Genomic DNA, 16,382 nt, shown 5'->3' with positions numbered 1-16,382 from the left:
ATATTTATTGTAGGAAAAAGGAGGAAAAATATGGCGAAGTATTTACTAAAACGTGTATTACAAGCTATTGGTGTCGTTTTTTGTATTTCGTTAATCACATTCTTTGTGTTAAACATTGTGCCTGGTAATCCAGTTGAAATCATGTTAGGTGAGTTCGCTGATCAAGCAACGATTGCACGTGTTACACATGAAATGGGATTAGACCAACCAATTTATATTCAATATTTCAGTTGGTTAGGAAATATGCTTCAAGGGAACTTTGGAACATCATATTTCCAAAATAAACCAGTAATTGATATTTTAACAAGTTCATTTTTAGTAACGGCTAAACTTGCTGGTATTGCTTATATCTTAGCTGTTGTTTTAGGGGTAGTAGTAGGTGTTGTGGCTGCCGTTAATCATGGTAAATGGGTTGATTCGGTTTTAATGACAATTTCTGTATTTGGTATTTCAGCTCCCGCATTCTGGATTGCTATCATCTTACAAATTGTTATCTGTTTGAAATTTAATTTATTACCTTTATCAGGTATTGATAGTTTTAAATCATTTATCTTACCAGGTATTGCATTAGGTACAAGATATGCAGCAAGTATTGCTCGTATTACAAGAACAAGTATGTTAGATGTTTTATCACAAGATTACATTCGTACAGCTGAAGCTAAAGGTTTAAAAGGTTGGGTTGTTACAATTAAACACGCTTTACGTAATGCGTTAATTCCAATCATTACAATTGCAGGATCTGATTTAGGAAACATCTTAACAGGATCTGTCTTAGTAGAATCTGTATTTTCAATTCCTGGAATTGGAAAAATGTTAGTAGATAGTATTAATACGCGTGATTTACCAATCGTCCAAGGTGGCGTTATGTATATTGCGGTTATTTGTGTCATTATGTATTTAGTAGTTGATTTACTTTATACAGTAGTCGATCCAAGAATTCGTTTAGGAAAGGAGTCATCATAAAATGTTTAAAAAGAAAAAAGATCAAACATATCAAAGTTATTGGTCAATCAGTTGGAACATTTTCAAGAAAAATAAAGTAGCAATGGTATGTTTATTCATCGTTATTCTTTTATGCTTAATTGCTTTATTTGCACCATTGATTGCTCCTTATGATCCAAACAAACAAGTTCTTACAGATCGTTTAATGAAACCTTGCGGACAACATTGGTTTGGTACAGATGATTTAGGAAGAGATATTTTCTCAAGAATTATTTATGGATGCCGTGTTTCTTTAAGTGTTGGTATCATTTCACAAATTATCGCGACAGTTATTGGTTATACAATGGGTGTTTGTGCCGGATATTATGGTGGAAAAGTAGATTCTGTTATTTCATTTTTAATTCAAGTATTTTCATCTTTTCCATTCTTATTATTTGCGATGGCAATCATGTTTGTTTTAGGACCAGGTTTAATTAACCTTTACTTAGCGCTCGGTCTTTTAGGTTGGGCTTCAACAGCCAGACTTATCCGTGGGGATGTTATGCGTCTTAAAAAGATGGAATACATCGATGCATGTAAAGTCAGCGGTGGAAATAGTTTTAGAATTATCATGAAACATTTATTACCTAACTGTTTATCAACATTAATCGTTACTGTAACATTAGGTATTCCAAATGCAATTATGTCAGAGGCATCATTAAGCTTCTTAGGTTTAGGTGTTAAAGCACCAATGGCAAGCTGGGGTTCAATGATTAGTTTTTCACAACCATATATTCGTAGTGCAACATACTATTCAGTAATTCCAGGTTTAGCTATTATTATTACAGTATTAGCGTTCAATATGTTAGGTGATGGATTAAGAGATGCGCTTGATCCAAAATTAAGATCGTAAAAAGGGGAAAAGATATGAGTGAAAATAAAGAATTATTAGAAGTCAAAGATCTTGGTATTACCTTCTTTACAGATCGTGGAGCGCTTCCTGCTGTACAAGAAGTAAGTTTTAGTATCAAATCAGGAGAAACTTTAGGAGTAGTTGGAGAATCTGGTTGTGGTAAAAGTATGACAGCTTTATCATTAATGCAATTAATTCCATCTCCTCCAGGTAAAATTACTGCTGGTGAAATTATGTATAAAGGAGAAGATTTATTAAAGAAATCTCCTAAAGAAATGAGAGATATTCGTGGTAAAGAAATCTCAATGATTTTCCAAGAACCAATGACATCCTTAAATCCAGTTATTACTGTTGGAAAACAAATTATGGAAGCTGTTTTAACTCATGAAAAAATGAGTAAACAAGAAGCTAAAGAACGTGCTTTAGAAATGATTAAACTTGTAGGTATTCCAATGCCTGAAAAAGTATTTGCTTCTTGTCCTCATCAATTATCTGGTGGGATGAGACAAAGAATCATGATTGCGATGGCACTTTCTTGTAATCCATCATTATTGATTTGTGATGAACCGACAACAGCATTAGATGTGACTATTCAAGCACAAATCTTAAAATTAATTAATAAAATGAAAAAAGAATTAAATACAGCTGTATTATTAATTACACATGATATGGGTGTTATTTCAGAAATGGCAGATAACGTAATCGTTATGTATGCAGGTAAGATCGTAGAATATACAAATGTAGAAGATTTATTTAAAAATCCTTTACACCCTTATACTATTGGTCTAAGAAGATCAATTCCTGATATCGATAGCGATGATCAAGAAGAATTGGAAGTTATTCCTGGTTCTGTACCAATGCTTTATGAACTTCCAAAAGGATGTTTCTTCGCACCACGTTGTAAACATGCTAAAGAAATCTGTCATCAAGAATGTCCAGCAATGATGGAACATGGTGAAAACCATTTAGTTCGTTGTTGGAAATATCATGAAAGATGGAATAAGGAGGATGTAGAAAATGGAAAATAATCAAGACGTTTTATTAAAAGTAGAACATTTAAAGAAATATTATTCTATTAAATCATCTTCTTTAAGAGGTAAAAAAAGCGTTGTTAAAGCGGTAGATGATATTAGCTTTGATGTTAAAATAGGAGAAACTTTTGGGATTGTTGGTGAATCTGGATGTGGTAAATCAACAATGGGTAAAAGTGTAATCCGTCTAATTGAACCAACTGAAGGAAAGGTTATCTTAGATGGTCAAGATTTTACAAGCTTAAAAGGTAAAGAATTACAAGAAGCACGTGATAAAATCAAATTGATTTTCCAAGATCCTTATGCTTCTTTAAATCCACGTATGACAGTTAAAGATATTATTGCTGAACCAATTGATATCGCTAAATGTTATAAAACAAAAGAAGAACGTGATGCACGTGTTGTGGAAGTTATGAAACAAGTTGGTTTAAATTTAGATTACATGTATCGTTATCCTCATGAATTTTCAGGAGGACAAAGACAACGTATTGGGATTGCCCGTGCAATTGCTTTACAACCAAAATTGATTATTTGTGATGAACCTGTTTCAGCGTTAGATGTTTCAATTCAAGCAAAAATCATTAATTTATTAAATGAATTACAAGAAAAAATGGGTATTGCTTATATCTTCATTTCCCATGACTTAAGTGTTGTAAAACATATTGCTGATAGAGTAGGGGTTATGTATTTAGGTAATATGATGGAAATGGCAGATACTGAATCACTTTATGCCAAACCATTACATCCTTATACTCAAGCACTATTTTCAGCAATTCCAAGAATTGGAAAAGAAAGAATCGAAGATAAACAAATATTAGGTGGCGATGTGCCAAGTCCAGCCAACCCACCAAAAGGATGTCGTTTCTGTACAAGATGTCCGAAAGTAATGGATATTTGTAAAACAGATAGACCCGATTTTAAAGAAGTAGAACCAGGTCATTTCTGCGCATGTCATTTATATGATAAAAAGTAAAAGAGGTATTATAAAATGGAAATGAATATTGACAAAAAAGAATTAGTTGAATTATGTGAAGAATTTATTAATGTACCAAGTCCAGTAAGTTATTATGAAGAAGTTGGTGCTTTATTAGAAAAAAAAGCAGCTGAATTTGGTTATGAAGTGACTTATGATCGTAAAAGAACAGCTTACATTACTTTAGAAGGTGAAGATAATTCTAAAACAGTATGTATGGGTGCTCACTTAGATACAATTGGTTTAGTTGTTCGTCATATTGATGATAACGGTCATTTAATTGTAAGACAATTAGGTGGTGTTAACTACCATAGTATGGAAGGTGAAGGCGTTACTATTATTACAAGAGATGGACGTAAATATAGAGGTATGGTTATTTGTAAAGCTCACTCAGTTCATGTATTTGAAGATGCTAGAACAATGCCAAGAGATGAAGACCATATGGAAGTTATCTTACATGAAGATGTTCATTCTAAAGAAGAAGTTATGGCTTTAGGTATTGATCATGGTGATGTGATCTCTGTAGATCCTCATTTTGAATATACACCATCAGGATATGTTGTTTCGCGTTATATTGATGATAAAGCTGCTGTTGCTGCTTTAATTGAAGTAATGGCTTACTTCAAAAGAAATAACTTAAAACCAAAATATCGTACATTATTAGCTTTCCCAATTTATGAAGAAATCGGACATGGTGGAGCTTATGTACCAGAAGAAGTAGAAGAATATGTTGCTTTAGATATTGGATTAATTGGGCCTGATTATCATGCTGATGAAAAAACAGTAAGTATCTGTGCTAAAGATAACTATTCTCCATATGATAGAGAACTTACTACAAGAATTATCAACCAAGCTAAAAAAACAAACTTAAATTATTGTGTTGATGTTTTCTTCCATTATGGAACAGACGCTAATGCTGCAATTCGTGCAGGTAATAATGTTTATGCTGCAGCATTTGGTATGGCTGTGATCAATTCACATGGTAAAGAACGTTGTCATATTGATTCAATCGTAGATACAACAAAACTTGCGATTGCATATGCCTTAGATTTATAAAAAAGCGGAGCTTTTGCTCCCTTTTTAAATGATTGATAACTGTATACAATATACAATTTTAATGGAATATACGTAAAAAAATCCCTTTATTTGCTTAGAATGTATTTACAATAATACACATGAAATGTATAATTGTATACAATCGTAATAAGGGGGACGTAGAATAATGAATTTAGCGTATAAAATCTTAAGTGCTAAACTTAAAAGTGGTGAGTTAGTCGCTGGTCAACAAATAGGGATTCAAATTGATCAAACATTAACTCAAGATTCAACAGGGACAATGGCTTATTTACAATTAGAGGCAATGGGAATTGAACATGTAGCGGTTGAAAAGGCAGTTGCATATATTGATCATAATATGTTACAAACAGGATTTGAAAACATGGATGATCATGAGTTTATTCGTAGTGTAGCAAAAAAACACGGAATTACTTTTTCTAAACCAGGAAATGGTGTTTGCCATCAATTGCAATTAGAAAACTTTGCAAAACCAGGAAAAACATTAGTAGGTTCTGATTCACATACACCAACATGTGGTGCGATGGGAATGATTGCTATTGGGGCAGGAGGATTAGATGTCGCTGTAGCAATGGCAACAGGTACATATTATTTACAATGTCCAAGTGTTGTTAAAGTAAATTTAGCGGGTAAAAAAGCAAAATGGGCTTCGGCTAAAGATGTTATTTTATATATTTTACAACAATTATCTGTCAAAGGTGGAGTCAATAAGATTATTGAATACACTGGAGAAGGTTTAAAAGAATTATCATTAACAGATCGTGCAACTATTTGTAATATGGGTGCTGAATTAGGGGCAACGACTTCTGTCTTTCCAACAGATGAAATTACTAAAGAATATTTAATTCAACAAGGAAGAGAAGAAGATTATGTTGAATTAAAAGCAGATGAAGATGCTACATATGATGAAGAAATCACAGTTGATTTATCAAAATTAGTACCATTAACTGCTAAACCACATAGTCCAGATGCAGTTGTACCAGTAAGTGAATTAAGAGGAATGAAAATCAATCAAGTAGTGATTGGTTCATGTACAAACTCATCACTTCCAGATATGTTAAAAGCTGCAAAAATCTTAAAAGGAAGAAGAGTGGCAACTCATGTATCACTTGTTATTGCTCCAGGTTCTTCTAGTATTCTAGCAATGCTTTCTAAATGTGGCGCTTTAGCGGACATGATTGCTGCTGGTGCTAGAATTCTTGAATGTGGTTGTGGACCATGCATCGGTATGGGACAAGCACCACTTTCTAAAGGTGTTTCTTTAAGAACTATCAACCGTAACTTTAAAGGACGTTCAGGAACAAATGATGCTAGTGTTTATCTCGTATCACCTGAAGTTGCTGCTTTAAGTGCAATCAAAGGATATTTAACAGATGAATTTGAAGATGATATGTATTTAGACGATATTGAAAATACACCATTTGTGAAGAATAAGAATTTCTTTATTGATGAATATGATCCTCAAAATGAAGTTTATATGGGACCAAATATTAAACCAGTTCCTCGAGGAGATAAATTACCAGATACATTTAAAGGTAAAGTATGTTTAAAAGTAGGAGATAATATTTCTACAGATCATATTGTGCCATCTGATTCTAAATTACTCCCATATAGAAGTAATGTGCCACATCTTGCTAAATTCTCTTTCTGTAAAGTAGATGATCAATTCTATAATAGATGCATTGAAAATGGTGGAGGATTTATTGTTGGTGGAGATAACTATGGTCAAGGTTCTTCACGTGAACATGCAGCCCTTGTTCCTAATTATTTAAAGATCAAAGCAATTTTTGCTATTTCATTTGCAAGAATTCATCGTTCGAACTTAATTAATAATGGTATTTTACCACTTGTTATTAATCAAAAAGATTACGATTTCTTTAATGATCAAGATGAATATGAATTAATTAATTTATTAGATAGTGTTGAAAGCAATAAAGATATTACTGTTATCAATAAAACAAATAATCAAACAATTACCGCAAAATTAAAATTATCACCAAGAGAAAAAACAATGATTCAATATGGTGGTCTATTAAATGCAATTAAAGAATTAGGAGGTGACTTTTAATGAAAGCAGTATTAATTCCAGGTGATGGAATTGGAAAAGAAATTTCACAAAGTGTTGTTGACATTACAAAAGCTATGAATTTAGATATTGAATGGGTAGAATATCAAGCAGGTGCAGAATATGCTGCTAAAACAAAAGAAGTCTTTGAACCAGGACTTGTAGATGCTATTAAAGAATATAAATGGGCATTAAAAGGTCCAACAGCAACACCTATTGGTACAGGATTTAGAAGTGTCAATGTTGCTTTAAGACAAAAATTTGCGACTTATGCTAATGTTAGACCAATTCGTTCTTTTAAAGGAATTGATTCTAAATATGAAAATATTGATTTAGTCATGATTCGTGAAAATACCGAAGATCTTTATAAAGGTATTGAATATATGGTGGGTGATGATGTTGCTCATGGTATTAAATTAATTACTAGAGAAGCAAGTGAAAAAATTTGTCGTTATGCTTTTGAATATGCAAAAGCAAATGGTAGAAAAAAAGTCACAGCCATTCATAAAGCGAATATTATGAAATTTACAGATGGATTATTCTTAGAATGTTTTAGAAATGTAGGTAAAGATTATCCAGAAATAGAAAAACAAGAAGTAATCATTGATAATATGTGTATGCAGCTTGTTTTAAGACCAGAAACATTTGATGTATTGGTTGCTCCTAATTTATATGGAGATATTGTTTCTGATTTATGTGCAGGTTTAGTAGGTGGATTAGGATTTGCTCCTAGTGGAAATATTGGAGATGAATACCGTATTTATGAAGCTGTTCATGGTAGTGCTCCTGATATTGCAGGACAAGGCATTGCCAATCCAAGTGCTCTTCTTTTAGCGTTTGCTTTAATGTTAGAAGCCTTAGGACAAAATGATCAAGCAAATAGACTACGTGATGCACTTTCAAAAGTCGTAGAAGAGGGAAAAATTGTAACGTGTGATATTGGTGGACATGCTTCTACAAAGGAATTCACGCAAGCAATTATAGATAGGTTATAGTATGAAAAAAAATATTTTAGAAAATGCAGGACATGGTTCCTTAGGACATCGTATCTTTTGTATTTTAAGAGATAAGATTTTAAATGAAGAATATGAAAAAGGACAAAAATTAAATGAAGTTGTTCTTTCTAAAGAACTAAATATTTCTAGAACACCTATTAGAGAAGCTTTAAAACAATTAGAGTTAGAAGGATTAGTTAAAAGTATTCCTAATAAAGGAGTTTATGTATTAGGTTTTTCATCAAGAGATATTGATGATATGTTAGAAATTCGTGTTGTTTTAGAAAGTTTATCTGTACAACTTGCTATTGATCGTGTTACTCAAGAAGAATTAGATAGAATTAAAGAAATCTATGATTTATTAGAATTCTATGCTGAAAAAAATGATCAAGAAAGATTTACAGAAGTAAACATTGATTTCCATGAAGCTATTTATAGAGCAACTCATTCACAATATTTTGAACAATTATTGTCAGATATTAACTATTATATTCATGTTACTTCCAGACATTCAATTAAACAACCAAATCGTTTAATTGAGGCAGCACAAGAACATAAAGAAATTTATGAAGCGATTGTAAAGAAAGATAAAGCACTTGCAAAAGCAAATGTAGAAAAACATATTAGAAAAACACAATCTTTAGTAAGAAATTACTATGATGAAAAAGACGAAGCAACAGAAGAATAGTGCGAGAGAGGGAAACCTCTCTTTTTTATAAATTGTAATTCTTAAAAAATGTGTTATTTTAAGAAACTGAAAAAAAGAAGATGATGTTTTGAATACGTTTAAAGAAAGAAGTAATTATCTAAAAGCAATCGCATTGATGTCAATCTTTACTTTTATTTTTCCAGGAATAGAGTATTTATTTGTTGACATGATTTCTCTTTTAGTTTCTGAAAATAGAGTTGTTTTATCACAAAATTATGTATTAGGAATGAGTTATCTAGGATTTATTTTATATCCCTTATATAATCGTTATTTTAAAGGATTATCTCGTAAAATATGTATCGTAATCAGTACCATTATTATTGGACTGATTACCATTTTTTATTTACATCCAATCTATCCACTTACACTTATAACAGGACTTGTCTTGTTTCTTTTTTTAGGAGGGTTAGGTGGTATTACTTCTTCATCATATTGGAATAAACGCTATGGTAGCCAAAAAGGAAGCTGGGGAAATCTTATTGATTCCTTTAAAGAAAATACAAAATATGTCTATAGTATATATCTTAAATTAAATGATAAAGGATATAATGAAAATTACTATTTTGATAAAAATACAAAGCTAATCATTAATGGGAAAACAATTGATCTTCCTCTTGAGTCAATAAATGTTGATGAATTAGAAGGAGGTACTATTTGGTATTCTAATGTTTTAGAAATGACCCCAGAATTACAAAACATTAAAATAGAAACATCACAAGAAACGAAAAAAAATACAAATACAAAAGTGAAAACAGGCAATCATACCAAGTATATGGTCTATATGGGATTAATAGGGTCAAGCTTATTAGGTGCTTATTGTATTATTATGAAAAACTATATTCATTAACCATACAGAAATCATGGTACAGTTTCTTTTTTTTTTGACAAAGTGTTATAATAAAAATCGAATTGGGAGGAGAGTTATGGAAAGAAAAGAGTTTTCAATTGCACGTTTTTTAAGTTCAAAAAGTCGATTTGATAATATTGTATTATTAGAAGGCTTTATTGTTGGTATATTAGCAGGGGTTGTGGCAGTTATTTATAGATTGATGTTATCTTATGGTGAAAAGATTGCCTATTTTGTTGTCGATTATATTAAAAATAATACATTTCATTTATGTATTTGGATCATTTGTATTTTAATGATTGGTTTTATTATTTCTAAATTATTAAAATATGAATCTTATATTTCAGGAAGTGGAATTCCACAGGTAGAAGCTGAAATGATTGATCAAATAGACGAAAAATGGTATAAGGTCATCCTTGCTAAAATGATAGCAGGAACACTTTCAATAGTTGGCGGTTTATCTCTTGGTAGAGAAGGGCCAAGTATTCAACTAGGAGCTATGATTGGAAAAGGACTAGCTTCTGTATTTAAAAGAATGAAATTAGAAGAAAAGTATCTTTTGACATGTGGGGCAGCAGCAGGGCTTTCGGCTGCATTTAATGCACCATTAGCTGGTGTCTTGTTTGCCTTAGAAGAAATTCATAAAAACTTTTCACCACTTGCCTTAGTAACTGTTATGGTTGCTTCACTTACAGGAGATTTTATTAGTAAAAATATTTTTGGGATGACACCATCTCTTTATTTTCCACTTGTTGAAAGTTTACCTTTAGGTCAATATGGATTTTTAATCATCTTAGGAATTATTGCAGGTTTATTAGGTGTGCTTTATAATAAAACAACAATGTTTACATTAAAACTTTATGATAAAATCACTTTTTTAAAGAATAATCAAAAGATTTATATTCCTTTAATTATTTCTATTGGCTTTATGATTTTCTATCCAGATGTTTTATGTGGAGGACATCATATTATTGATTTACTTCATGAAGGAAATTATGTTTTAAGTTCTGTTTTATTGCTCTTGGCTATGAAATTTATTTTTTCATTGATTTCTTTTGGATCAGGAGCTCCTGGAGGTATTTTCTTTCCACTATTAGTTCTTGGAAGTTTAATAGGTTGTGGATATGCTCTTGTTGTTACAACTTATTGTGGTGTACCAGCTATGTATTTTAATAACTTTATAGTTGTAGCGATGGCAGGACTTTTTGCAAGTATTGTTCGTGCACCGATTACAGGCATTGTTTTAATTGCTGAAATGTGTGGTAGTTTATCACAATTTTTACCAATTGCTGTATGTAGTTTTGTCGGCTATATTGTAGCAAATATGCTAAGATGTGAACCTATTTATCATAGTTTATTAAACCGTATGATCAAAAATGGCAATCATGAAATTTCACTTGAAGAAAAAGAAATTCTTCATTATTCAATTGAACTTGGTTCATGTTGTTTAGATCAACCAATTAAAGATTTAGGCTTACCGAAAGAATGTGTCATTATTTCAATTAATCGAGGAATTGAAGAAATTGTTCCTCGTGGGGATACCGTTTTACATTTAGGAGATCATCTGACAATTTTAGTGAATAAAGAAAATAGAGAAGTAACAAAAGATATTTTACATAAATTCTTTACATTAGAAATATAGGTGATGATATGTTTAGAAAAATGAGAAGAAAAAAACAAGAGCTAACTGAAAAACAATGTTTAGATATTTTAAGACGTGCCAAAACAGCCACGCTTGCTTTAGCAAGGCTTTGATAAGGATGGTAGTAGAAAACCAGTAAAATCAAGGCTTTGCAGACAGCAGGCAGACGGTGCTTTTATAAAAAATGAATATGAAGATGGAAAAAGACGCATTTTGAGATTTGCGTCTTTTTCTATTGGGCTTTCTGCTTTACCTTGAGAAATGAGCAGACAACAGCAAACGCCATTGAATGGACTTCCATTGATGGTGTTTTTTTATTGTCTGGAAAGGAGCAGAAAAATGGAAACAACACATGAAAAAGCAAAACGAAAGGCGGTCTATGTGTGCCCTTAAATTAGGAAGCCTGTTTGACGGAATCGGCGTGTTCCCTCTTGCGGCTTCCCGTAATGGAATTATTCCCGTTTGGGCAAGCGAGATTGAAAAATCCCCGATAGCCATAACCAAACGCCACTTCCCAGACATGGAACATTTAGGGGATATTACAAAGATACACGGAGGAAACATCTCTCCTGTTCACATTATTACATTCGGTTCGCCCTGCCAGAACCTTTCTAAAATCGGAAAGCGTGAGGGACTGGCCGGAAGCAAATCAGGACTGTTTTTTCAGGCTATCAGAATTATAGAAGAAATGAGGTGTGCTACAAATGGGTTATATCCAGTTATCGCTGTTTGGGAAAACGTCATGGGAGCGTTTTCTTCAAATGACCGGATGGATTTTAGAGCCGTGCTGCAATCATTTTCCGATACCGAAATTTCAATGCCTCCTACTGGAGGATGGGCTAACGCCGGTATGGTGCGAGGGGGAAAGACTGACCTGTGCTGGCGGCTCATGGATGCCCAGTATTGGGGAAAGCCCCGGCTTGTTCAGCGAAGAAAAAGAATCTTCCTTGTGGCAGATTTTAGAGGACAGCGTTCCGCAGAAATACTATTTAAGCCCCGCGATATGTTCCCGCTTCCTCCGCCTTGCACAGACTACGGGCTGCCCACCGCCGGAGCCAGTCGAATATCTCTTGATAAAACAAGGGGGAAAATACCCGTCATCCGCCCCTTTCAGGAACGGCGTATGCGGAGTGCCGCAAAATCAGGAAATCAGTCTGCTTTCCTCACAAGTTTCGGACGACCAGATGAACCTTTTCCAACTCTGTTGGCAAAAGCAGTCAATATGATTTCATTCTGGTATGAGGGAGAAGAAAAAGACGGAGTTCTCCGAAATTTGACACCCGTAGAGTGTGAGCGTTTGATGGGATTACCGGATGGGTGGACAGCATATGGAAATTTAGGACAGCCCATTAGCGATAATGCACGGTGCAAAGCACTTGGAAACGCAATCGCCCTGCCGTGTGCTGATTACATCATGGCAGGAATAGCAGAAACCATACATGAATAAGAAAGGCGGTCTCGTATGACAGAGAAGAATCGTTCCCCTCCGCTGTCGGATGGAACATCAACAGAAACTATCGAACCAACTATATTATTTCAGAAAGGACAGGTACATCTATATGGAATTAAAATTCGTTATCCCCAACATGGAAAAGACATTCGGCAACTTGGAGTTTGCCGGAGAAGACAAAACAGAACAGAGAAGAATCAACGGACGCATGGCGGTACTCTCCCGAAGCTTCAACCTTTATTCAGACGTACAGAGGGCGGATGATATTGTGGTTATCCTCCCTGCCGAAGCCGGAGAAAAACATTTTGACTTTGAGGAACGTGTGAAGCTCGTCAATCCCCGTATCACCGCAGAGGGCTATAAAATCGGCACAAGGGGCTTTACCAACTACATTTTGCACGCTGACGATATGGTAAAAGCGTAAGGAAAAGGAGGACATCAGACTATGAGATTAGCAAACGGAATCGTGATTGACAAGGAAGCAACATTCGGGGCATTGAAATTTTCTGCCCTCCGCCGTGAGGTTCACCTCCAGAATGAAGACGGCTCGGTATCAGAAGAAATCAAGGAGCGTACCTATGACTTAAAATCCAGAGGACAGGGGCGTATGATTCAGGTTTCCATCCCTGCCAGCGTGCCGTTAAAGGAGTTCGATTACAACGCAGAGGTGGAACTTATCAATCCAGTGGCAGATACCGTGGCAACGGCTACCTTTCAGGGAGCAGAGGTGGACTGGTACATCAAAGCAGAGGATATTGTCCTGAAAAAAGGGGCTGCCATGAATCCGCAGACACCGAAAAAAGACGCTCCCCCTGTAAAATAGCAGCTAAATAAGAGAAAAGCGAAAGGAGGATTGTTCCCATGAAGCAGCTTTTTCCCCGTGGAAAACGTATCCGCCCCACGGATAAAGACCTTGTGTTCCATACTGCCCTTGCCGCCCTGTTCCCTGTCTTCCTGCTGGTTGTCCTGCTGTTTCATACAGGGCAGATTGCCGGAACCAACTGGCAGGAAGTGTCCCTCTCCCAGATAGCACAGGACATAAATATCCCTTACCTGTTATTCAGCATGGGCGTGGCAGGGCTGGTGTGCCTTACAGCAGTTCTTCTGTTCTGGCGATACCGCAGGGATGAAGTAAAGCAACTCATCCACCGCCAAAAGCTGGCAAGGATGGTGTTGGAAAACAAGTGGTATGAATCGGAGCAGAGAAAGGAGGACGCTTTTTTCAAGGACTTGTCTTCCAGCCGTTCCAAGGAAACCATCACTTACTTTCCAAAAATCTATTACCGGATGAAACAGGGTTTGCTCCATATCCGTGTGGAAATCACCTTGGGTAAATATCAGGAACAGCTCTTAAACTTGGAGAAAAAGCTGGAAAGCGGCTTGTACTGTGAGCTGACGGATAAAGAATTAAAGGATTCCTACGTGGAGTACACCCTGCTCTATGATACCATTGGAGGCCGTATCTCCATTGAGGACGTACAGGCAAAGGACGGCAGGCTCCGGCTCATGGAAAATGTCTGGTGGGAGTATGACAAGCTCCCCCATATGCTCATTGCCGGAGGAACCGGCGGCGGAAAGACCTACTTTATCCTGACCCTCATTGAAGCCCTGCTCCGCACCAACGCCGTCCTGTCCGTGTTAGACCCGAAGAACGCCGACCTTGCGGATTTACAGGCGGTTATGCCGGATGTGTACTACAAAAAGGAAGATATGCTCGCCTGCATTGACCGTTTCTATGAAGAAATGATGAAACGCAGCGAAGACATGAAGCTCATGGAGAATTACCGGACAGGGGAAAACTACGCTTACTTGGGGCTTCCTGCAAATTTCCTTATCTTTGATGAATATGTAGCATTTATGGAAATGCTCGGCACAAAGGAAAACGCCGCTGTCCTCAACAAATTAAAGCAAATCGTTATGCTTGGGCGGCAGGCTGGTTTCTTCCTGATTCTCGCCTGCCAGCGTCCGGACGCAAAGTATCTGGGGGACGGAATCCGTGACCAGTTTAATTTCCGTGTAGCTCTGGGGCGGATGTCGGAAATGGGTTATGGAATGATGTTCGGGGAAACCACAAAGGACTTCTTCCTCAAGCAGATAAAAGGGCGTGGCTATGTGGATGTGGGAACCAGCGTTATCTCGGAGTTTTACACGCCCCTTGTCCCAAAAGGACACGATTTCCTCAAAGAAATAAAAAAACTGACAGACAGCAGGCAGGGAGTGCAGGCGGCGTGCGAAGCGAAAGCCGCAGAAACGGACTGACCTGCTGTGGCTGGTGTGCCGCAAGGCACGCCAGCATAAACCCCTCGTATCTAACAGAGGGGTACAAATCGACAGGCAACAACCAAACAACAGGGCAAAATCCCACGGTACACAAGGGATTTTCCCCATATCCGGCGTGTGTCAACAAGGCTCTGAAAGTTGACATACGCTTTTTTAGACAGGAGGGATTTTCACTGAATGAAGAAACATGGGTACGGGACATCAAAGAAAAACGGGAAATTTATGGTATCTCACAACAGAAACTTGCGTTAGCTGCCGGAATCACACGTCCGTACCTGAGCGATATTGAAACGGGCAAGGCTCACCCGTCCGAAGCATTACAGGAAGCCATCACGGAAGCTCTGGAACGCTTCAATCCAGACACTCCCCTTGAAATGCTCTTTGATTATGTGCGGATTCGTTTTCCCACTACGGATGTGAAGCATATCGTGGAAGACGTGCTTCGGCTAAGGCTTCCCTACTTTATCCATGAAGACTACGGCTTCTACTCTTACACAGAACATTACTATCTTGGGGATATTTTCGTTTTGGTATCGCCGGAACTGGAAAAAGGGGTGCTGCTGGAACTGAAAGGGCGTGGCTGCCGCCAGTTTGAAAGCTATCTGCTGGCACAGGAACGGAGCTGGTATGAGTTTTTCATGGACGTTCTCATGGAGGACGGCGTGATGAAGCGGCTTGACCTCGCCATCAATGACAAAACGGGAATCCTGAACATTCCCCATCTGACAGAGAAGTGCCGGAATGAGGAATGTATCTCGGTCTTCCGCAGCTTCAAAAGCTACCGCAGCGGCGAACTGGTACGGCGTGAGGAAAAAGAATGTATGGGGAACACCCTGTATATCGGCTCCCTCCAAAGTGAGGTGTACTTCTGCATTTACGAAAAAGACTATGAGCAGTACAAAAAGCATGATATTCCCATTGAAGACGCAGAGGTAAAGAACCGTTTTGAAATCCGGCTGAAAAATGAGCGTGCCTTTTACGCCATCCGTGACCTGTTAGAACATGACAATCCAGAACGGACAGCCTTTCAAATCATCAACCGTTATGTCCGGTTCGTGGATAGGGACGATACGAAGCCCCGTTCTGACTGGCGTATCAATGAGGAATGGGCGTGGTTCATTGGAGAACACAGAGGAATCCTGAAACTGACAACCAAACCGGAACCCTATTCCTTTGAACGTACCCTGCACTGGCTCTCCCATCAGGTAGCCCCCACGTTAAAGCTGGCTCTCCGTCTGGATAAGATGAACCACACCCAGATTGTCCATGACATCATCACCCATGCAAAGCTGACGGAGAAACACGAAAAAATCCTGAAGCAGCAAGCCGCCGCTGCAAAGGAGGTGGTGCTTTAACGGCGGCAATCTTGGAACCTAAGAACTCTTACAGGAAAGAAAGGAGCTTTTATGAATTTCGGACAGAATCTTTGTGCGACTCGTTCCTTAGTGAAAAGCTAAGGCACTAATAAAAGAACGAAAAAGT

At 36.6% G+C, this 16,382-nt stretch carries 15 protein-coding genes; all 15 read left to right on the top strand.

The features are described from left to right. Positions 1–30 precede the first annotated feature (30 nt). The 15 genes from LJD34_RS10170 (at position 31) to mobT (ending at position 16,255) form a co-directional block, all read left to right on the top strand. Positions 31–963: an ABC transporter permease gene (locus tag LJD34_RS10170; RefSeq protein WP_117815938.1), complete on the top strand. Its 933-nt coding sequence runs from the start codon at positions 31–33 to the stop codon at positions 961–963. A 1-nt stretch (position 964) separates the two neighbouring features. Beyond that, a complete protein-coding gene (locus LJD34_RS10165) occupies positions 965–1,834 on the top strand; it encodes an ABC transporter permease (RefSeq protein ID WP_048924954.1) in 870 nt (289 codons plus the stop codon). A 14-nt stretch (positions 1,835–1,848) separates the two neighbouring features. After that, positions 1,849–2,862, top strand: a complete 1,014-nt coding sequence (locus LJD34_RS10160; RefSeq protein WP_227359801.1) for an ABC transporter ATP-binding protein — start codon at positions 1,849–1,851, stop codon at positions 2,860–2,862. Further along, positions 2,852–3,838 (top strand): ABC transporter ATP-binding protein, encoded by a 987-nt coding sequence (locus LJD34_RS10155; RefSeq protein WP_022001687.1) that lies wholly within the window; start codon positions 2,852–2,854, stop codon positions 3,836–3,838. The genes LJD34_RS10160 and LJD34_RS10155 overlap by 11 nt, the downstream gene beginning before the upstream one ends. Positions 3,839–3,853: 15 nt before the next feature. Then, complete coding sequence (locus LJD34_RS10150) at positions 3,854–4,894, top strand: M42 family metallopeptidase (protein WP_227359800.1); 1,041 nt, start codon at positions 3,854–3,856, stop codon at positions 4,892–4,894. 166 nt (positions 4,895–5,060) lie between these two features. Beyond that, positions 5,061–6,980, top strand: a complete 1,920-nt coding sequence (locus tag LJD34_RS10145; protein WP_227359799.1) for an aconitate hydratase — start codon at positions 5,061–5,063, stop codon at positions 6,978–6,980. Then, the gene (locus tag LJD34_RS10140) at positions 6,980–7,972 is read left to right on the top strand and encodes an isocitrate/isopropylmalate dehydrogenase family protein (RefSeq protein WP_032089617.1); all 993 of its coding nucleotides are present in this window, start codon (positions 6,980–6,982) and stop codon (positions 7,970–7,972) included. The genes LJD34_RS10145 and LJD34_RS10140 overlap by 1 nt, the downstream gene beginning before the upstream one ends. A gap of 1 nt (position 7,973) precedes the next feature. Continuing rightward, positions 7,974–8,660, top strand: coding sequence for a GntR family transcriptional regulator (locus LJD34_RS10135; protein ID WP_032089618.1), 687 nt, complete (start codon positions 7,974–7,976; stop codon positions 8,658–8,660). A gap of 88 nt (positions 8,661–8,748) precedes the next feature. After that, positions 8,749–9,528, top strand: a complete 780-nt coding sequence (locus LJD34_RS10130) for a hypothetical protein (protein WP_227359798.1) — start codon at positions 8,749–8,751, stop codon at positions 9,526–9,528. A gap of 76 nt (positions 9,529–9,604) precedes the next feature. Then, entirely contained in the window at positions 9,605–11,170 is a 1,566-nt protein-coding gene (locus LJD34_RS10125) for a ClC family H(+)/Cl(-) exchange transporter (RefSeq protein ID WP_147580783.1), read from the top strand. A 352-nt stretch (positions 11,171–11,522) separates the two neighbouring features. Further along, on the top strand, positions 11,523–12,617 hold the full coding sequence (locus tag LJD34_RS10120; protein WP_227359797.1) for a DNA cytosine methyltransferase: 1,095 nt from the start codon (positions 11,523–11,525) through the stop codon (positions 12,615–12,617). A 112-nt stretch (positions 12,618–12,729) separates the two neighbouring features. After that, positions 12,730–13,044 (top strand): YdcP family protein, encoded by a 315-nt coding sequence (locus LJD34_RS10115; RefSeq protein WP_002578441.1) that lies wholly within the window; start codon positions 12,730–12,732, stop codon positions 13,042–13,044. A 21-nt stretch (positions 13,045–13,065) separates the two neighbouring features. Continuing rightward, the gene (locus LJD34_RS10110; protein ID WP_009009569.1) at positions 13,066–13,443 is read left to right on the top strand and encodes a YdcP family protein; all 378 of its coding nucleotides are present in this window, start codon (positions 13,066–13,068) and stop codon (positions 13,441–13,443) included. A 38-nt stretch (positions 13,444–13,481) separates the two neighbouring features. Further along, the gene (locus LJD34_RS10105; protein ID WP_077715681.1) at positions 13,482–14,879 is read left to right on the top strand and encodes an FtsK/SpoIIIE domain-containing protein; all 1,398 of its coding nucleotides are present in this window, start codon (positions 13,482–13,484) and stop codon (positions 14,877–14,879) included. A 152-nt stretch (positions 14,880–15,031) separates the two neighbouring features. Then, entirely contained in the window at positions 15,032–16,255 is a 1,224-nt protein-coding gene (gene mobT / locus LJD34_RS10100; protein WP_058965968.1) for a MobT family relaxase, read from the top strand. Positions 16,256–16,382 lie beyond the last annotated feature (127 nt).

Origin of the sequence: Faecalibacillus sp. MSK20_93, from assembly GCF_020589945.1 — a bacterium.
Lineage (GTDB): Bacteria > Bacillota_I > Bacilli_A > Erysipelotrichales > Coprobacillaceae > Faecalibacillus > Faecalibacillus intestinalis.
This window is presented reverse-complemented; position numbering and strand designations above follow the sequence as displayed.